This is a genomic window from Methylopila sp. 73B, assembly GCF_000526315.1.
GTDB lineage: Bacteria > Pseudomonadota > Alphaproteobacteria > Rhizobiales > Methylopilaceae > Methylopila.
In genome coordinates, this window is sequence record NZ_JAFV01000001.1 from 3586452 (window position 1) to 3603189 (window position 16738).

At 71.3% G+C, this 16738-nt stretch carries 15 protein-coding genes; 2 read left to right on the top strand and 13 right to left on the bottom strand.

Going from position 1 to position 16738, the window contains the following annotated elements; genetic code table 11:
- Nucleotides 1-254 precede the first annotated feature (254 nt).
- Together K244_RS0117175 and K244_RS24350 are read left to right on the top strand one after the other, a co-directional pair.
- Entirely contained in the window at nt 255-3638 is a 3384-nt protein-coding gene (locus K244_RS0117175) for an acyl-[ACP]--phospholipid O-acyltransferase (protein WP_020187524.1), read from the top strand.
- A complete protein-coding gene (locus K244_RS24350) occupies nt 3635-4216 on the top strand; it encodes a TetR/AcrR family transcriptional regulator (RefSeq protein ID WP_020187525.1) in 582 nt (193 codons plus the stop codon). Before K244_RS0117175 ends, K244_RS24350 begins: the two co-directional genes overlap by 4 nt.
- Here K244_RS24350 and K244_RS0117185 read toward each other — a convergent pair.
- The 13 genes from K244_RS0117185 to K244_RS0117245 form a co-directional block, all read right to left on the bottom strand.
- The gene (locus K244_RS0117185; protein ID WP_020187526.1) at nt 4200-5216 is read right to left on the bottom strand and encodes a TraB/GumN family protein; all 1017 of its coding nucleotides are present in this window, start codon (nt 5214-5216) and stop codon (nt 4200-4202) included. The genes K244_RS24350 and K244_RS0117185 overlap by 17 nt on opposite strands.
- The gene (locus tag K244_RS0117190) at nt 5213-6178 is read right to left on the bottom strand and encodes a beta-propeller fold lactonase family protein (RefSeq protein ID WP_020187527.1); all 966 of its coding nucleotides are present in this window, start codon (nt 6176-6178) and stop codon (nt 5213-5215) included. The genes K244_RS0117185 and K244_RS0117190 overlap by 4 nt, the downstream gene beginning before the upstream one ends.
- Nucleotides 6175-6708, bottom strand: a complete 534-nt coding sequence (locus K244_RS0117195; protein WP_020187528.1) for an SRPBCC family protein — start codon at nt 6706-6708, stop codon at nt 6175-6177. Before K244_RS0117195 ends, K244_RS0117190 begins: the two co-directional genes overlap by 4 nt.
- The gene (locus K244_RS0117200; protein ID WP_020187529.1) at nt 6708-7688 is read right to left on the bottom strand and encodes a vWA domain-containing protein; all 981 of its coding nucleotides are present in this window, start codon (nt 7686-7688) and stop codon (nt 6708-6710) included. The genes K244_RS0117195 and K244_RS0117200 overlap by 1 nt, the downstream gene beginning before the upstream one ends.
- Nucleotides 7685-8245 (bottom strand): hypothetical protein, encoded by a 561-nt coding sequence (locus K244_RS0117205; RefSeq protein WP_020187530.1) that lies wholly within the window; start codon nt 8243-8245, stop codon nt 7685-7687. Before K244_RS0117205 ends, K244_RS0117200 begins: the two co-directional genes overlap by 4 nt.
- Entirely contained in the window at nt 8242-9429 is a 1188-nt protein-coding gene (locus K244_RS0117210) for a vWA domain-containing protein (protein WP_020187531.1), read from the bottom strand. The genes K244_RS0117205 and K244_RS0117210 overlap by 4 nt, the downstream gene beginning before the upstream one ends.
- Nucleotides 9426-10334 (bottom strand): hypothetical protein, encoded by a 909-nt coding sequence (locus K244_RS0117215; protein ID WP_020187532.1) that lies wholly within the window; start codon nt 10332-10334, stop codon nt 9426-9428. The genes K244_RS0117210 and K244_RS0117215 overlap by 4 nt, the downstream gene beginning before the upstream one ends.
- 176 nt (nt 10335-10510) lie before the next feature.
- Entirely contained in the window at nt 10511-11389 is an 879-nt protein-coding gene (locus K244_RS0117220) for a DUF58 domain-containing protein (protein WP_051460033.1), read from the bottom strand.
- A complete protein-coding gene (locus K244_RS0117225) occupies nt 11386-12441 on the bottom strand; it encodes a MoxR family ATPase (RefSeq protein ID WP_020187534.1) in 1056 nt (351 codons plus the stop codon). The genes K244_RS0117220 and K244_RS0117225 overlap by 4 nt, the downstream gene beginning before the upstream one ends.
- Nucleotides 12442-12649: 208 nt before the next feature.
- Nucleotides 12650-12955, bottom strand: a complete 306-nt coding sequence (locus tag K244_RS0117230; RefSeq protein WP_020187535.1) for a methanol dehydrogenase [cytochrome c] subunit — start codon at nt 12953-12955, stop codon at nt 12650-12652.
- Nucleotides 12956-13064: 109 nt separating this feature from the next.
- Nucleotides 13065-13643 carry a cytochrome c(L), periplasmic gene (gene moxG / locus K244_RS0117235; RefSeq protein WP_020187536.1) on the bottom strand — a complete coding sequence of 193 codons (579 nt, stop codon included), beginning with the start codon at nt 13641-13643 and terminating at the stop codon, nt 13065-13067.
- Nucleotides 13644-13685: 42 nt separating this feature from the next.
- Entirely contained in the window at nt 13686-14531 is an 846-nt protein-coding gene (gene moxJ / locus K244_RS0117240) for a methanol oxidation system protein MoxJ (RefSeq protein WP_020187537.1), read from the bottom strand.
- Between the two features lie 160 nt (nt 14532-14691).
- Entirely contained in the window at nt 14692-16584 is a 1893-nt protein-coding gene (locus tag K244_RS0117245) for a methanol/ethanol family PQQ-dependent dehydrogenase (protein ID WP_020187538.1), read from the bottom strand.
- Nucleotides 16585-16738: the final 154 nt, after the last annotated feature.

The window sequence follows — 16738 nt, forward strand, 5'->3', positions numbered from 1 at the left end:
GAGGCGCCGGATAGCGCCCTCGGGTCCCTGCCTTGAGCCGGGACCCAGAACCGCGGTCTTCCCGAAGAGGCCGCGGCGTTCAGCGTTCTTTCTATCGCCGGGGCTCGGGGGCCCGGCTCAAGGCCGGGACACGAGCGGGAGCTTGACCTTTCGGCCTGCGCGCCTGCGGGCTTTTAGGAACCCCGCTTCCAGCCTCTTGACGCGCCTCCAAACGTGAGTGAATGTTTACATACATTCCTTGCAAGAGGCGTCCCATGCTTCTCTCGCTGCTCCGCACCCGCCGTTTCGCGCCGCTGTTCTGGTGCCAGCTGTTCGCGGCGTTCAACGACAATTTCGTCAAGAACGCGCTCGCCATCCTGCTGCTGTTCTACGTCGGCGGCGCGGGCGGGCCGATGCTGGTCACGCTCGCCGGCGCGCTGTTCATCCTGCCGTTCTTCCTCGTCTCCGCGCTCGGCGGCGAGCTCGCGGACCGCTACGACAAGGCGCTGGTCGCCCGGCGCACCAAGCTCGCGGAGATCGTCGTCGCCGCGATCGCGGGCCTCGGCTTCATCCTCGCCTCGACTCCCCTGCTGTTCGTCGCGCTGTTCCTAACCGGCGTGCTCTCCGCCCTGTTCGGCCCGGTGAAGTACGGCGTGCTGCCGGACCACCTGAAGCGCGAGGAGCTGGTCTCCGGCAACGCGCTGATCGAGACCGCGACCTTCCTCGCAATCCTCGCCGGCACGGTTGGCGGCGGGATCATGATCGCGGAGGCGAGCCCCTGGGCGATCGCCGCGACGACGCTCGCGGTCTCGGTCGCGGCCTACGGCTGCGCCCGGCTGATCCCGCCCACCGGCGAGCGCGCGCCGGATCTCGCGATCGAGCGCAACGTCTTCAAGAGCACCTTCCGGCTGCTGGGCGAGCTGAAGCGGCAGCCGCGGGCCTGGATCGCGTCAGTCGCGGTCAGCTGGTTCTGGGCGGTCGGCGCGGTCACGCTCGCGCTGATCCCGCCGCTGGTGAAGGACGTGGTGGGCGGACAGGAGAGCGTCGTCACGCTGTTCCTGGTGTTGTTCACGGTCGGCATCGCCGCGGGATCGCTCGTCGCGGCGCGCTTGAGCGGCCGGCGCATCCTGCTCGCGCTGACGCCCGTCGCCGGCGTGCTGATCGGCCTCGCGGCGCTCGACCTGTCGCTCGCGACCTCCGGCGCGACAGCGGCGGACCTTGGCTGGCTCGCCTTTCTCGAAACCCCGGCGAACTGGCGGATCATGGCCGACCTCGTGCTGTTCGCCGCCGCTGGCGGCCTGTTCGTGGTGCCGGCCTTCGCCTTCCTGCAGGCGGAGGCGGGCGAGGAGCGCCGCGCCCGGGTGGTCGCCGCCAACAACGTGCTGAACTCAGCCTTCATCGTGGCGGCGTCGCTCGTGGTGCTCGGCCTTCAGGCCGCCGGGCTGACGACGCCGGCGATCCTCGCCGCACTCGGCGTTGCGAACCTCGTCGCCGCCGTCCTGCTCGGGCGCACGCTGCCCGGCTCGCTGCTGCGCGACGCGGTGCATCTGCTGTTCGGGCTGCTGTTCCGCGTCGAGGTCCGGGGCATGAAGAACCTCGAGACGGCGGGCCCCAAGGCGGTCATCGCCGTGAACCACACCAGCCTGCTCGACGCGCCCATGGTGATGTCGCTGCTGACCGACGACCCGGTCTTCGCCATCGACAGCGGCATCGCCACGCGCTGGTGGGTGCGGCCGCTGCTCAAGATGGTCCGCGCCTTCCCGATGGACCCGACCAAGCCGCTCGCCACCCGCGCGCTGATCAACCTCGTGAAGGAGGGAAACCGGCTGGTGATCTTCCCCGAGGGGCGCATCACCGTCACCGGCTCGCTGATGAAGGTCTATGACGGCTCGGCGCTGATCGCCGACAAGGCCGAGGCGCCGGTGATCCCGGTGCGGATCGAGGGCCTCGACCGCTCGCCGGCCTCCTATCTCACCTCGCGGCAGATCCGGAAGCGGCTGTTCCCCAAGGTGGTCGTGACCATTCTTCCGCCCGTCATGCTGGACGTGGACAAGAGCCTCGTCGGCCGCAAGCGCCGGCGCGCCGCCGGAGCCGCCCTGACCGACGTGATGGCCAAGACCGCCCTCGACACTACGCCGGCCGACCGCACGCTGACGGAAGCCGTGGTCGCCGCCGCCCGCTTGGAGGGTTTCGGCCGCCGCGCGGTCGAGGACGCGCTCGGGACGAAGCTCAGCTACCGCAAGCTGCTCGCCGGCGCCGCGGCGCTGGGCGCCAAGCTCGACGCGCAGACGACGGCGGGGGAGGCGGTCGGCGTGCTGCTGCCGAACACGGCGGGCGTCGCGGTCACACTGCTGGCCCTGTCGCGCTCCGGCCGCGTGCCGGCGATGCTGAACTACTCCGCCGGCCCGAAGAACCTGGTCTCCGCCTGCGCGGCCGCTGAGGTGAAGCTCGTGCTGACCTCGCGCGCCTTCATCGAGAAGGGGCGGCTGCAGAAGGAGGAGGCGGCGCTGGGCGAGGCGGCGCGGCTCGTCTATCTCGAGGACGTGCGGTCGACCATCGGCGCGCTCGACCGGCTGAAGGGCTTGCTCGCGAGCGGCAAGGCGCCCGCTGGGAAGCCCGGCGCGCCCGCCGCGGTGCTGTTCACCTCGGGCTCCGAGGGGACGCCGAAGGGCGTCGTCCTGACCCACCGCAACCTGCTCTCGAACGTGGCGCAGGTCGCGGCCAGCATCGACTTCGGCCCGGCCGACACCGTGTTCAACGTGCTTCCGGTGTTCCACGCCTTCGGGCTCACGGGCGGCCTGCTGCTGCCGCTGGTCTCGGGCGTGCGCACCTATCTCTACCCCTCGCCGCTGCACTACCGGATCGTGCCGGAGATGGTCTACGCGTCGAACGCGACCGTGCTGTTCGGCACCGACACCTTCCTCGCCGGCTACGCCCGAACCGCCCACCCCTACGACTTCCGCTCGCTGCGCTTCGTGGTGGCGGGCGCGGAAGCCGTGAAGCCCGAGACCCGCAAGGTCTGGGGCGAGAAGTTCGGCCTGCGCATCCTCGAGGGCTATGGCGTCACCGAGTGCTCTCCGGTGGTCGCGGTCAACACGCCGATGTTCAACCGCGCCGGCACGGTGGGCCGGCTGCTTCCGGGCGTCGAGCACCGGCTGGAGAGCGTCGAGGGCGTGACCGAAGGCGGCCGGCTGCACGTGCGCGGGCCGAACGTCATGGCGGGCTACCTCCGCGCCGAGACCCCCGGCGTGCTGGAGGCGCCCGAGGGCGGCTGGCACGACACCGGCGACATCGTCGCGATCGACGCCGACGGCTTCGTCGCGATCAAGGGCCGCGCCAAGCGCTTCGCCAAGATCGCAGGCGAGATGGTCTCGCTCGGCGCGGTCGAGGAGGTCGCGCGCGCGCTCTGGCCGGAGGCGGCCCACGCCGCCGTCACCGCGCCGGACCCGCGCAAGGGCGAGCGGGTGGTGCTGTTCACGACGCAAGGAGGCGCGGACCGCCGCGCCCTGCAGGCCGCGGTCCGCGAAGCCGGCCTGCCGGACCTGGCGGCGCCGGCCGAGATCCGCGCGCTCGACAAGCTGCCGCTGCTCGGCTCCGGCAAGACCGACTACGTGGCGGTGAAGGCGCTGGCCGCGGAGCCCGCGGAGGACGCGGCGTGAGCCGCGCGCCGGACACCAGAGCCCGCATCGAGGCGGCGGCGCTCGCGCTGTTCGCGGAGAAGGGGGTCGACGGGACCTCGACCCGCGACATCGCGAAGGCCGTGGGCGTGACCGAGGGCGCGCTCTACCGGCACTTCGCCTCCAAGGACGAGCTCGCCCGCGCGCTGTTCCTGTCGCGCTACGGCGGCTTCGCGGCGGGCGTCGAGCAGATCCGGGCGAAGGCCGAGCCGTTCCCCGCGACGGCCGCGGCGCTGGTGCGGTTTTTCTACGCGGCCTTCGACGCCGACCCCGACGCCTTCGCCTATGTGCTGGTGACCCAGCACGACCACCTCGGCGGGATGGACCGCGATGCGCCGGAGAACGTGGTGGCGGCGCTCGCCCGCACGCTCGCCGACGCCATGGCGCGGGGCGAGATCGCGCAGGGCGACGTGGCGCTCGTGAGCGCCCTGGCGCTCGGCCTCGTGGTGCAGCCCGCGATCTTCCGCCTCTATGGGCGATTGCCCCAGCCGCCCTCGGCCTACGCCGAGGAGGTGACCCGGGCGGTGCTCGCGGCGGTGCGCTTCACCACACCCGCGTAACGCGGTAGCCGTCTCGGCGGAGGCGCTCGACGAGGCCGTCGTCGCCCGCAAGATGCAGCGCGCCGACCGCCATGAAGGCGCCGCCGGCGGCGAAGGCGGAGCGGGAGCGCGCGTGCATCCGGGCGTTGCGCTCGCCGAGCAGCGCCTCGAGGTAGTCGTACTGCGTGCGCATGCGCGGGCCGCCGAGGTCGGCGTCGCGCACCGCCGCGGCGAGGAAGCCCATGCGGCGGTCGCGGTAGAGGTTGACCATGGTCTCGACCCAGTCGGCGAACCCGGGGCCAAGCCGCGCGGCGTCCACCAGCACCCGCACCGCGAGCTCCTCGGGCACAGAGGCGAGCGTCGCCATCTGTTCGTCGACGTCCTCGAGCCCCTCGACCCGGATGCCCTTCGCCCGCGCGGCCTCGACCACGAGTTGGTCGACGTTCAGCATCCCCTCGTCGATGCGGGCGATCCCGCAGCTCGGAGCGGTGGCGAGCATGGCGAGGAACCACGGCTCCAGCTTCTGCGCGGCGCCTTCCGGCACGCCGCGGGCGGCGAGCAGGTTGATGACCGCGAGGCGGTCGCCCGCCCGGACCTGGAACAGCGCATTGCCGCCGGGGCGCACCGCCCTCCGCCCGGCGATCTCGCGGGCCATGGCCGCGGCCTGCGGGTCGGCGATCTCGCGGGGCTCGATCAGCACGAGGTTCGCCGAAGCCAGCGCGGCCGTCACCGGCGCGGCCAAAGGCTTCAGGCGTTCGTCGGAGAGGTGGATGGTGCCGAACAGGTGGGACGGCGCGGCGCCGTCCCTCTCGATCCGCCACAGCAGGCCCTCGGCGTCGCGCGTCTTCCGGCCCGCCGCCTCGAAGCGCGCAAAGGCCGCGGGGTCCTCGTCGCGCATCTTTCCGACGAGATCGGTCCCCTGGCAGACGAGCGGGGCCGACGCCGCGGCGGCCAGTCCGAAAAGCGACGCGGCAAGGATCGCGCAGAGCCGCTTCGCAAGGCGCGAAGCGGCGCGGCTCATGGGGCGAGCACCGCGAGGTAGCGCGGGCCGGCGGGAACCGTCAGCCGGCCGAGCTCCTTGGCGCTCGCGAGGTCGATCAGCGAGACCGAGTCGTCGAACCAGTTCGCGACCGCCGCGGTCTTCCCGTCCGGCGCGAGCCAGATTCCTTCCGGGTACTGGCCGACCTTCACCTTGGCCGTCACCTCGAAGGTCTTGGCGTCGACCAGCGCGACGGCGCCGTCCTGCTGGTTCGTCACCGCCACCTGCGTCCCGTCCGGCGTCGGCGCGACGCCGTAGGGCATGCGGCCGACCGCGATCCGCTTCAGCTCCTGCCCGCTTTCGAGGTCGATCACCGAGAGATCGCCGCTCTGGACGTTCGCCACGTAGAGCCGGCGCTCGTCCGGCGACAGCGCCAGCGCGAAGGGCGCGCGGCCGACCTTGATCTCGCCGGTCGCGGTCATGGTCTTGAGATCGACGATGCTGACCGAGTCGCTCTCACGGTTCGCCACGTAGGCGCGGGCGCCCGACCTGGTCATCACGAGCGCCGCCGGCGACTTGCCGACCTCGACCTCTCCGGTCGAGGCGCCGGTGGCGACGTCGAGCCGGTGGACCCGGTTGCGGCTCCAGTCGGAGACGTAGAGGTGCTCGTCGGTGGCGGCGACGCCGAAGGGCTGGCCCTTCACCTGGAAGATCGAGGTGATCCGCCGGGTGACGGCGTCCAGCAGGGTCACGCGGCCGAGGTCGGGATGCGTGACGTAGAGCGAGCGGCCGTCCGGCCCGACGCCGATCGCGGCGGGCGCCTCGCCGATCTTGACCTCCTCGCCCGTCTCGCCGCCCGTCGCCATCGGCAGGAAGGTCACCGTCGCGGCGGTCTGGGAGACGACCGCGAGCACGGGGACGTCCGCCGCGGCGGCCCCCGCCGCCCCGCCCGCAAGGGCGAGCGCGACGGCGGCGGCGCGGAGCAGGGCGCGAGGAGCGATCATCCGCCGGCCTCGACCTTGGCCTTCAAGCCCTCGAGGCCGGTCTTGAAGAAGGCGGTCATGGCGTCGACCGCGGACTGGTCGTCCTTGCCCTCCGGCGGCTCGTTCGAGGTGTCGGCGCGGTAGAACCGGCCCTCCCACTTCACCTCGGCGCCGCCGTCCTTCGCCGTCACGATCATCGCGGCGGAGTAGGAGCTCACGGGCAGGGTCTCGCCGGCCTCGCCGGACAGGCGGTAGGAGATGCTCCTCTTGGCCTCGTCGACCTCGTCGAGGCCCTCCACGATCTGGCCGGGCTTGCCCTTGAGCGCGAGCGTGCGCTCGGCGCCGGCGGCGGCGCCCGTGGCCGAGCTCTTCTCGACCTCCGGGTGCCAGGACTGGATGGCGCCGAAGTCCTTGACCAGCGCCCACACCTTCGCCGGATCGGCCTTCACCGTGACGCTCTGGTCGACTTTCTGCGGGGTCGGACCATGCGCATAGGCGGGCGCCGCCAGAACCAGGGCGAGGGCGGCGACGGCGGTCCTGCGTGACAGCATCAGTTGAAACTCCTGGAGGCATGGGTTGGCGCGCGCCGCCGCCCGAGGCGGGCGAGCGTCGGAACGCCGTAGAGCGCGACGAGCGCGAGAAGCGCCGCCGCGGCGGGAAGAGGCGAGAGATCGACGGCGACCGCGACCGGCCGCGGCCGGGCGTTGGCGGCGATCGCCTGGGCCAGCGCGTCGGGCTGGTCGAGCCGGGCGTAGCCGAGCCCCGTTATCCGGCCGAGATCGCCGAGGTAGCTCTCGCGCACGGAGGTGAGATGCTCCTCGCCGGCCGGCATCTCGCCGAACGGGGCGTTGCGGGCGTTGTAGCCGGGCAGGTTCTCGGCCCCGGTCGGCGGCGGCCCGAGGCGCGAGGCCTGCGGCACGTCCTCCATGGCGTAGAATCCGGTTTCGCGGCCGAAATCGTCGTGCTTCGGGATCGGCACGAGCTCGGTCCCGCCGACGCCGACGAGCAGGCCCTTCACCTTGTCCTTGTCGCCGGAATACTCGAGGGGCATGTCGGCGCGCATCGGCGGCGCCTCCTGGCCGTCGGTCAGGAACACGATGTCGACGTTCATCGGCGCGAGCATGTCGAGCGCCGCGAACACGGCGGAGGCCACCCGGCTGTCGCCCTCCCACCCCATGCGCCAGTCGAGCCCCGCGATCGCGCCGGCGACGGCGCCGTAGTTCCGGCAGACGTCCATGGGCTCGAACAGCAGGAAGACGCGCCGCTCAGTGAACACGCCGAGCCCCATTTTGGAGCCGCAGGGCAACCGGCCGACCGCGGTCGAGAGCCGGGTCTTCACCGCCTCGAGCCGGCTCTGCGGCCGGCCGCTGGCGTCGCGGTAGTCGCGCGCGTTCATGCTGCCGGTGATGTCGACGAAGGCGACCACGTCGTAGGTCGGCCGCTCCGCCTCCGTCTCCGGCTGCAGCGCCGCGACGACGCCGAGCGCGAGCGCGGCGCCGAGCGCGACCGTGCGCCAGTCCGGCCGCCTCACGGTAGCCCCCGCGGCAGGCCCGGCAGGTCGGTCCAGAGCTTCTTCGGCTGGGCCTTGACCTCTTCCTCCTCGCCGCTCTCCAGCTCGGGGAAGTCGCGCACCAGCCGCATGGCGACGTCGAGGTTGTAGCGGGCGTCCCAGAGCTCGGGGTCGGCGTGCAGGGCTTCGCGGTAGGCGTCCTTGGCGAGGCGCACCTCCGGGATCGCCTGGTCGATCTTGCTGGCGTCCATGGCGGCGAGCGCCCGGCGGACCCGGGCGTTGCCGACGTCGTAGTGGAACCGCGCCGCAAGCTCCGGCCCGCCGCGCTCGGCGATGCGGCCCGAAAACCCCTGCGCCTCGTCGATTCGGTTGCGGATCAGCAGGTAATGGGCGCGCGCGAACAGCACCGCGCCGCTGGCGTCGTCCGCCGGCTGCACGTCGTGATTCTCAGCCAGCGCCTGGATGACCGCGCGCTCCTGCCGCAGCTCATAGAGCCGCCAGCCGGCGACCCCGAGCGCGACGAGCGCTGCGAGCAGCAGAACGGGCGGCAGCGCGCTCTTGAGCGTTCCGAGCGTCACGACGCCGCCCTCCCGGATTCGGTGCGCCTTCCTTCACCTCTCCCCAGCGGGGAGAGGTCGGCCCGAAAGGCCGGGTGAGGGGGTCTTGAGCGCGAAGGAGAGCGTGCGTCCCCCTCACCCGCCCGGCTTCGCCGCGCGACCTCTCCCCGCTGGGGAGAGGTGAAGGAAGGCGCCGCACGCGCCGCCTCCCCCTCCCAGTCCTCCAGCCGGCGCTCGCTGAGCTTGGCGCCGAGCAGCAGCAGCAGCGCGCCGGCGGCGGCCCAGTAGCACAGCCAGTCAAGGTCCTGCCGCGGGATGGTCTCGGAGTAGAGCGTCGGACGCTGCTCGAGCTGGTCGATTTCGCGGATGGCGTCGGAGACCTCGGCGGCGCTGCGCGCCTCGAACGAGCGGTAGGGCAGGCCGAGCGTCTTGAAGAAGATGTCGAGGTGGCGCTCGGGATAGGTCTGCGGGCTGTCCGGGTCGCCGGGCGGCGGGCGATCGGTGATGCCGCGCGCGCCCGCCGTGCGCAGGAACAGCCAGTAGAGCCGCACCGGATCGCGGGCGGCGGCGGCGCGCAGCGCGTCCTGCACGCGGCGGTCGATCACCGCCGCGCCGTCGGACACCAGCACGATTGCGCGCGAGGTCTCGGTCGAGGTCTCGTCGAACATTGAGAAGGCGAGCGAGAGCCCGCGGCCGACGTCGGTGTGGGCGAGGCCGGGGCGGTCGATGGCGCCGATCGCGGCGCGCACCGCGTCGTGCTTGTCGGTCATCGGGATGACCAGCATCGGCGCGGTCGAGAAGGCCGCGACGGCGACCCGGTCGGCGGGGCGGCGGGCGGCGAAGTCGGTCAGCAGGCGGCGCGCGGCCACCGACTTCGATTCCTCAGCCCCGTCCGGGCGCCGGTTGGCGAAGGTCGAGTCCATGCTCGACGAGCGGTCGATCAGCAGCACGATGTTGGCGCCGACGCCGGTGCGCTCGACCACGTGGTCGCGGCGGTGGAGGCCCGACAGGCCGAGGACGAGCAGCACGATCGACAGCGCCCCGAGGGCGACGAGCCCGGCGCCGACCGCGCGCGACAGCGTGTCCTCCGGCGCCACGTCGTCGGAGGGCACGCCCGAGAGCCGCAGCGGCGAGACCAGGAACGGCAGCAGCGCGAGCGGCAGCAGCGCAAGCGCCCAGGGGTGGTCGAAGCCCAGCCCCGTCATGTGGCGCGCTCGGCGCTGGCGAGGTCGCGGGCGAGCCTGTTCAGTTCTTCCGGCGGCAGCGCCGCGGCGGCGTTCGCCCCGTCGCCGAAGAAGGCGCGGCGCGAGGCGTCGAAGAAGGCGGCGATCGCCGCCTCGTGGCGCGCGAAAGCCGGCCGCGTCTGGAGAAAAGCCGCGACGTCGTCGCCGAACAGCCGCTTGCCGGCGGCCGCGTCGAAGGCGCGGTGGAGCGCGAGCGCGGCGGCCCGCCAGCCGGCTTCGCCCGCGCCCGCCGCCTTGCGCACGGCGCGGGCGGCGGCCGCGAAGGGACGCGCGGGCCTGCGGTGGAACGGCGGCCACGCCCGGCTCCAGGCCAGCAGCGCCAGCGCGAGCAGCGTCGCGCCGCCGGCGAGCGCCGCGACGATCTCGGCGCGGCGCAGGCTGGGAGACCTGGGCGCCGCGTCGGGCCGGAGCCCGTACTGCTGCTCGCCCGAGACGCTCGCGATCGGCCGGAGCGGGGACGTCAGGTAGCTCCAGCGCCCGGCCTGGATCTCCGCGCGTTTCCCCGCGCTGTCGGCGAAGGCGAGCGTGAAGGGCGGGACCTTCTCTTCTTTGGTCTCGAGCGCGGAGTAGAAGGTCTGGTACTCGGCCGTGATCTGGTAGCGCACGCCGCTGTTCGGCGCGGGGCCGTCGGTGACGTCGATCCTGCGCAGGTCGAGCGAGTAGGAGACCGGGCCGACCTTCGGCAGCGACGACGGGTCGAGCCGGAACCCGGCGTCGACGTCGACGTAGGTCTTCAGCGTGAACACGTCGCCCAGCAGCACGCCGAACGGCCGTGGCCCGAAGGTCTCGGCGCCCCGTACCTGGGCGCTCGCCGGGCCGGCCATGAGGAGGGAGACGAAAGCGGCGGACGCCGTGAGCCCCCTCACCCAGAGGGCTGGCGCCCTCCGACCTCTCCCCACTGGGGAGAGGTGCGCGGCGGCCGCCGCAGCGCGCCCACTGCGATCGTGGCGAAGCCTTGCCTTCACCTCTCCCCAGCGGGGAGAGGTCGGCCCGCAGGGCCGGGTGAGGGGGCCTCGCGTTTCTGACGTGTATGGCTCGTCCATCACGCGCCCCCCGTCAGCAAATGGTCGGCGAAGGCGTCGGCGTCGAAGCGATCGACCATGTCGAAGGCCGGCCGGCCGAAGCGGCGGAACGACTCGTCGAGCGCCGCGCGCCGAGCGCGGGCGTGGGCGATCCACTTGTCGCGGAGCGAGGGGCGCATCACCAGCAGGCGGCGGCGGCCGGTTTCGAGGTCGCGGGTCTCCACCAGGCCGAACCGCGGCGGCGGGGCCTCGACCGCGCTGGAGCGCACCACGACGGGCGCGACGTCGTGGCGCCACAGCGCGCCGAGCAACTCTTCGATCTCGGCCTGCGGCATGAGGAAGTCCGACACGACGAAGACCAGCGCGCGCCGCTGCGGCAGCTCCTCGACCGCGGCGAGCAGCCCGCGGGAGCCCCGGCCCGCGCCGGGCTCCGCGCTCAGCCGCCGCCAGAGCTCGTCCGGCACGCCGCGCCGGGCGGTCGCCCTCAGCGCGAGCTCCGCGCGAGGCTCCGGGCCTGCGGCGATCAGGCCGAAGCGGTCATGGCTGCGGATCGCGGCGTGGGCGATCGCGGCGCAGAGGTTGGCGACGGGGTCCTCGCCCTCTCCGTCGCGGCGAAAGGACATCGAGCCCGAGAGGTCGAGCACCACGAACACATCGATGCGGGCGCGATGTTCGAAGCGTCGGACCTTGAGGCCGCCGAACGGGTCGAGCAGCGAGGCGCGCATGTCGATGCGCCGGGCGTCGGGCTGCTCCAGCAGCGAGGCGTGGCGCAGGAAGGCGCCGTTCGCGCCCTGGCCCAACGCCTTGTGGCCGCCCGGCGCGACGCCCCGCGCGCGGCCGAACAACCGGTACGGCAGGTCGAATCGTGGAGGGCCGTCGCGGGCCGGCGCGGGGCTCACGGCGCCGGCGTCCGCTCGAACACCTGCGCGCAGAGCGCCGCCACGATGCGGTCGCGCCGCGCCTCGTAGATCGGGTCGAGGAAGATGCGGTGCGCCATGACGGGCGTGAACACCGCGCGCACGTCCTCCGGCAGCACCATCGCGCGGCCCTCGAGCCAGGCGCGCACCCGCGCCGCACGCACCAGCGCCCCGACGCCGCGTGGGGACCCGCCGCCCTGGATCAGCCGCGCCATGTCGACGCCGTCGATCGCGATCCCGACGCTGGACGGCGCGCGGATCGCGTCCCACAGCGCGAGCACGTAGGCCTCGAGCGTCCGGCTGGTGGTGATCGTCTCCTGAATCGCGCGTCCGGCCTCGCCAAGCCCGCGGTGGTCGAGCACGCCCTCCCTCAGGCCGCCGATCAGCCGGTCGACGTCGTGGAAGCGCGGGTCGAACACCAGCTCGCGCCGGGTCTCGACGTCCGTCGGCGTCTCGACGCCGATCTCCATCAGGAAGCGATCGCGCGCCGCGGCCGGCAGTTCGAAGGTCTCCTCCTTCTCCACCCGGTTGCGGTCGGCGAAGACCTGCAGGTGGGGGAAGGACCACTCCTTGCCGAAGGCGGTCACGCTGCGCTCGGCCATCAGCCGCAGCAGCAACGAGTGCACCTGGGGGCGGGCGCGGTTGATCTCGTTGAAGAAGAACACGGCGAGGTTTTCGCCATGGTGCAGCACCGGGCCGGGCTCCACGCGCGGCTTGCCGGCGTCGTCCACGAAGGCGGTGTAGAGCATGTCGGTCGGCATCAGGTCGACCGTGCCCTCGATGCGCTCGAACGGGCCGCCGAGCGCGCGGGCGACCGCCCGCAGGATGGTGGTCTTGCCGACGCCGACGTCGCCCTCGAGCAGAACGTGGCCGCGGGCGAAGATCGCGATGGTCAGCAGGCGCACCACATGCGGCTGGCCGACGACCGCGCGGCCGACCTCCGCCTCGAAGGCGAGGGCCTGTTCGCGCCAGCGCTCGAGCGAGGCGGCGCCGGCGGGATCGTTGCGGAGGCCGGCGATCGAGGGGTGCGCCATGCGGGTCGGACCTTACGGGTTCGCGTCCGGGAAAAGGCGGCCGCCGCGCGGGGAGAAGCCGGTCAAGGCCTCGCCCCGCCGCCGGCGGCCGTCAGGTTTGTCGTCATCCCGAAGGGACGGCCGGAAGAGACCCGTCCCGACGACGAGAGGGAGCGGTCCGAACGCGCTCGAACCGCACGGGATTGGCGTCGATCAGACGTCCAGCCGGTCAGTTGCCGATCTTGGAGACGTCGTATTCGAACTTGCCGGTCTTCGCGAAGTTGTCGGCGCGCTTCTTGTTGCGCTCCTCCATCGCCTGGATCGAGGCCGACTGCTTGTTGATTTCCTTCGGGTCGTGCTTCGGGTCGTACTTCGAGCCCTTGATCTCGTTCTTCGCGGGATAGCCCGGCTTCGGCTCCCAGCACACGCCGGGCTCCTTGCAGTTGGTCCCGTCGTAGGCGAGCGCCGGAACGGCGAGCGCGGCGGAAGCGATGGCGGCGGCGACGGCGACCCGTCCGAGAGCGGCGATCTTCATGAGCTGATCCTCCTTGAGGTGTTGCAGGCAGTTTTTCCAACCGAGGGGCGGCTCGCTTATGGCCGCGTGCGCGCCCCGTCCCGCGCCGGCCCGCCGGCGGAGATTTCTGTCATTCGCTGGGCTTGCAGGCCTCGGGCGTCTTCGCCAGGTCCGGCTTGGGCGCGGGCGAATGGCCGTCGTAGGGCTTGAAGTTCGCCTTCTCGGCCTCCTCGAGCCACTTCGCGTCCTCGGGACCGTCCTTGTAGAGGTGGCGCACCCAGGACATGATCTGGAGCATCTGGTCCGGGTTCACCGCGCCGTACATCGGCCCCATCTGGCCGGACGCGCCGCCGAAGATGGTCTCGAACAGGCCCTTGTCGGTGTTGTTGTCCGGATAGGTCCAGTAGTTGTCGTTGAGGCCGGGCCCGATCTTGCCTTCGGCGACATGGCCATGGCAGCCCGAGCACATGCTGAGGAACAGCTGCTCGCCGTTGGCGAGGCAGTTCGGCTCCTTGTTGTACGGGTTCTTGCCGGTCTCGAGGAACGCCTTGAACGCCTCGGTGTCGCGGCCCTCGGGGCCGGCGTCGTCGAGGTTCAGCGGCTCGCCGGTCACGGTGTTGTGCAGCTCGATGGCGGCCTGGGCGCCGAGCGCGCCGAAGCCCAGCGCGGCGGCGGCGAGCCCCGCCATCAGCAGGTTGCGTTTGATCATCAGAAACTCACTCACCTTTTGAAGTCGGCGATCGACGTCGCCTCAGCCGTTGGGCTGCAGCGTGGGAATGCCCTCGTCGTTCAGGACGGCGTCAATCTCGGGCTTCGCCTTGTCGATCGCGGCGTTGAGCTCCTTGAGGAGCCCCGCATCGTCCTTGCGGACGCCGATCGCCTGGTCGAAGTGCAGGGGAATCTTGAGCCCGTCCGAGCGCTTGAAGTCGTCCCGGATCATGGTCATGCGCAGCGGCTTCGACGACGCCTTGACGTAGCGCGCCACGTCGGAGGCGAAGGCGATGGCGACGTCCGCGTCGCCGTTCACCACCTCGTTCACCAGCTTGTCGGCCGGGACCTGGGTGTAGCGGTTCCGCTTGTCCTCGAAGTTCACCAGCGAGAGATTGTACGAGAGGTTGTCCTCGTACTTGCCCGCCTGCTTCACGATGAGCTCGCCGGGGCTGGAGAAGCGGACCGCGAAGGTCTTGTAGTCGGGCTTCGCCGCGTCCTCCCAGCTCGAGCCGATCTCCGGCTTGTCGGCGGGGGTCACGAACACGTAGCCGGTGCGGAAGTAGGGCTTGGTGGCCAGCACCCGCTCGTCCTCGGAATCGACGCCGAACACAAGGTCGCAGGCGTTTTTGTCGAGGAAGTCGCGCACGAGATAGATAGCCGGCTTGTCCGACCAGACGAACTGCGCCTCGCGGCCCATGGCCTTGGCGAGGACGACGGCGATCTTGTTCTCGAAGCCCTGGGCCTTGGCGATCGAGTAGGGAGCCTCGACGCTCGACGCGCAGATGCGGAGCGGAGGCTCGGCGGCGGAGGCCGCGGAAAGGGGTGCGAGAAGGGCGGCGGCGGACAACAGCGCGGTGCGGACGCGTCCGGCGAAGCGGTGGCTCATGATCGTCTCTCCCAGCGGCCGGGACGGTGTTGTCCTCCGGCCGTGCGGGCCGGGGCGTCCTCTTCGAGCCGTCGATCGTGCGGTGTAGGGTCTTTCGGGCGGCGTCCGCCGGCGGGATGTCTCGCCGGCGGAGCCTTGCGTCGTTCAGGCGAGGGCTGGATCAGCCGCCCTTGCCGACCCACTCGCCGACGTTGACGTCGTCGTAGGGGTTCTTGCCGTTGAGCGAGAAGACCTGCACGCCGCCGCCCATCTGGGTGTACTTCTGCAGGTTCTTGAACGCGCCCACCGCGCCGAGACCGGCGGTCGGATCGGTCAGGTCGAACACCAGGCCGACGCCCGCCCAGCCGCCGACGCCGTAGTAGATGGCGACGTACTGGTTGCCGTCATGCGTGTAGGTCATCGGGTGACCGATCACGCCGGAAGGCAGGCGGTACTTCCAGAGCAGCTCGCCGGTCTTCGAGTTGCGGGCCTTGATGAAGCCGTCGAGCGTTCCGTAGAACACCAGGTCGCCGGCGGTCGCGAGCGTGCCGCCCCACACCGCGAAGCGCTCCATCTTCTCCCAGGCGTACTTGCCGGAGATGGCGTTGTACGCCTTGATCTGGCCGAGGCCTTCGAAGCCCTGACGATCGCCCTTCGGGCCGGGGTACATCCACAGGGTCGCGCCGACGAAGAACTGACCGGCGCGGTACGGGAGCATGAAGGGCTCCCAGTCCATGCAGATGTGGTTGATGCCCATGAAGAACAGCTGCTTCTCGGGATCGTACGAGTCGTGGCCCTGGTTGTGGTAGCCCATGGCGGACGGGCAAATCTCGGTCGCCTTGTGGTCCATCCGGGTCGCGAACTCGGGATCACGGACCGGGATGCCGGTCTTCAGATCGACCTGCTTCACCCAGTTGACCGTGTCGTCGAGCTTGTCGGCCGAGATGAGCGTGCCGTCCTCGCGGTCGAGCGTGTAGACGATGCCGTTGCGGTCGGGATGGGTCAGCAGCTTGCGCAGCTTGCCCTGCTTGTCCTTCTGCTCCGACAGCATCATCACGTTGACGCCGGCGTAGTCCCACTCGTCGTGCGGCGTCTTCTGGTAGCCGAACTTGGCCTCGCCGGTGTCGATGTCACGACCCCAGATGGTCATCGTCCACTTGTTGTCGCCCGGACGCATGGTCTCGTTCCACGGCGCCGGGTTGCCCGAGCCGTAGTAGAACAGGTTGGTGTCCGGGTCGAAGGCGTACCAGCCCCAGTTGGTGCCGCCGCCGATCTTCCAGGCGTCGCCTTCCCAGGTCTTGTTCGTGCCGAGGCCGAACTGGCCATAGTGCGGGTTCTTGCCGTTGAAGTCCTTGGCGAGCTTGATGTCCTCGTCCGGACCGGTGGCGTAGGCGCGCCACTTCTGGGCGCCGGTCTTCACGTCGTAGGCGGTGACGTAGCCGCGCACGCCGAGCTCGGCGCCCGAGGAGCCGACCAGGACGACGTCCTTCACCACGTAAGGCGCGATCGTGAGGGTGGAGCCGACCTTGATGTCGGAGTTCTCCATCTTCCAGACCTCGGCGCCCGTCTCGGCGTTCAGCGCCACGATGTGGCCGTCGAGCTGGGTCTTGAGGATCAGCGCGTCGCCGGAGCCGGTGCCCGGCCAGTAGGCGAGGCCGCGGTTCACGACGTCGCAACAGGCCACCGCGCGGGCCGTCGGGGCCTGCTTGGGCTTGTGCTGCCAGTCGATCTTGCCCGGCTCGTTGAGGTCGAGCGCGAAGGTGGTGTTCGGGAACGGCGTGTGCACGAACATCTTGTCGCCGATGACGAGCGGCGTGCCCTCATGGCCGTGCAGCACGCCGGTGGAGAACGCCCACGCCGGCTTCAGCTGCTTGACGTTCTCGGTCGTGATCTGCTTGGCGGGCGAGTAGTTCTGCGCGCTGTAGTTCTTGCCCGTCATGGGCCAGTTCGCATCGCTCTTCGACAGCTCGACGAGCTTGTCGTTGGCGAACGCGGGAAGCGTCGTCGCAGCCAGTCCGACCGCGGCGGTCGCCGCGAGCGTGAACGCCGACACGGACGTTCGAAGGTTGATCATGTGAAACCCCTTGCGTTTCCCGTTCTGAGGTGCGGGCCGCCCTGATCCGGGCGGTCTCCGCGGCGCGCTGCGACGCGCATAAGGCCGGCGATCCCTGGAGTTCGCCGCCTTTTACTTGGCGCCTGGAGCGCTTCTTGCGTTCTGCAGCGGCGCA

What these genes read in the sequence shown, in the direction of transcription:
- K244_RS0117175 (WP_020187524.1), top strand. Translation starts at nt 255, where the DNA reads ATGCTTCTCTCGCTGCTCCGCACCCGCCGTTTCGCGCCGCTGTTCTGG.
- moxG (WP_020187536.1), bottom strand. Translation starts at nt 13,643, where the DNA reads ATGATCAAACGCAACCTGCTGATGGCGGGGCTCGCCGCCGCCGCGCTG.
- K244_RS0117230 (WP_020187535.1), bottom strand. Translation starts at nt 12,955, where the DNA reads ATGAAGATCGCCGCTCTCGGACGGGTCGCCGTCGCCGCCGCCATCGCT.
- moxJ (WP_020187537.1), bottom strand. Translation starts at nt 14,531, where the DNA reads ATGAGCCACCGCTTCGCCGGACGCGTCCGCACCGCGCTGTTGTCCGCC.
- K244_RS0117195 (WP_020187528.1), bottom strand. Translation starts at nt 6,708, where the DNA reads ATGCTGTCACGCAGGACCGCCGTCGCCGCCCTCGCCCTGGTTCTGGCG.
- K244_RS0117210 (WP_020187531.1), bottom strand. Translation starts at nt 9,429, where the DNA reads ATGACGGGGCTGGGCTTCGACCACCCCTGGGCGCTTGCGCTGCTGCCG.
- K244_RS0117225 (WP_020187534.1), bottom strand. Translation starts at nt 12,441, where the DNA reads ATGGCGCACCCCTCGATCGCCGGCCTCCGCAACGATCCCGCCGGCGCC.
- K244_RS0117245 (WP_020187538.1), bottom strand. Translation starts at nt 16,584, where the DNA reads ATGATCAACCTTCGAACGTCCGTGTCGGCGTTCACGCTCGCGGCGACC.
- K244_RS0117185 (WP_020187526.1), bottom strand. Translation starts at nt 5,216, where the DNA reads ATGAGCCGCGCCGCTTCGCGCCTTGCGAAGCGGCTCTGCGCGATCCTT.
- K244_RS0117190 (WP_020187527.1), bottom strand. Translation starts at nt 6,178, where the DNA reads ATGATCGCTCCTCGCGCCCTGCTCCGCGCCGCCGCCGTCGCGCTCGCC.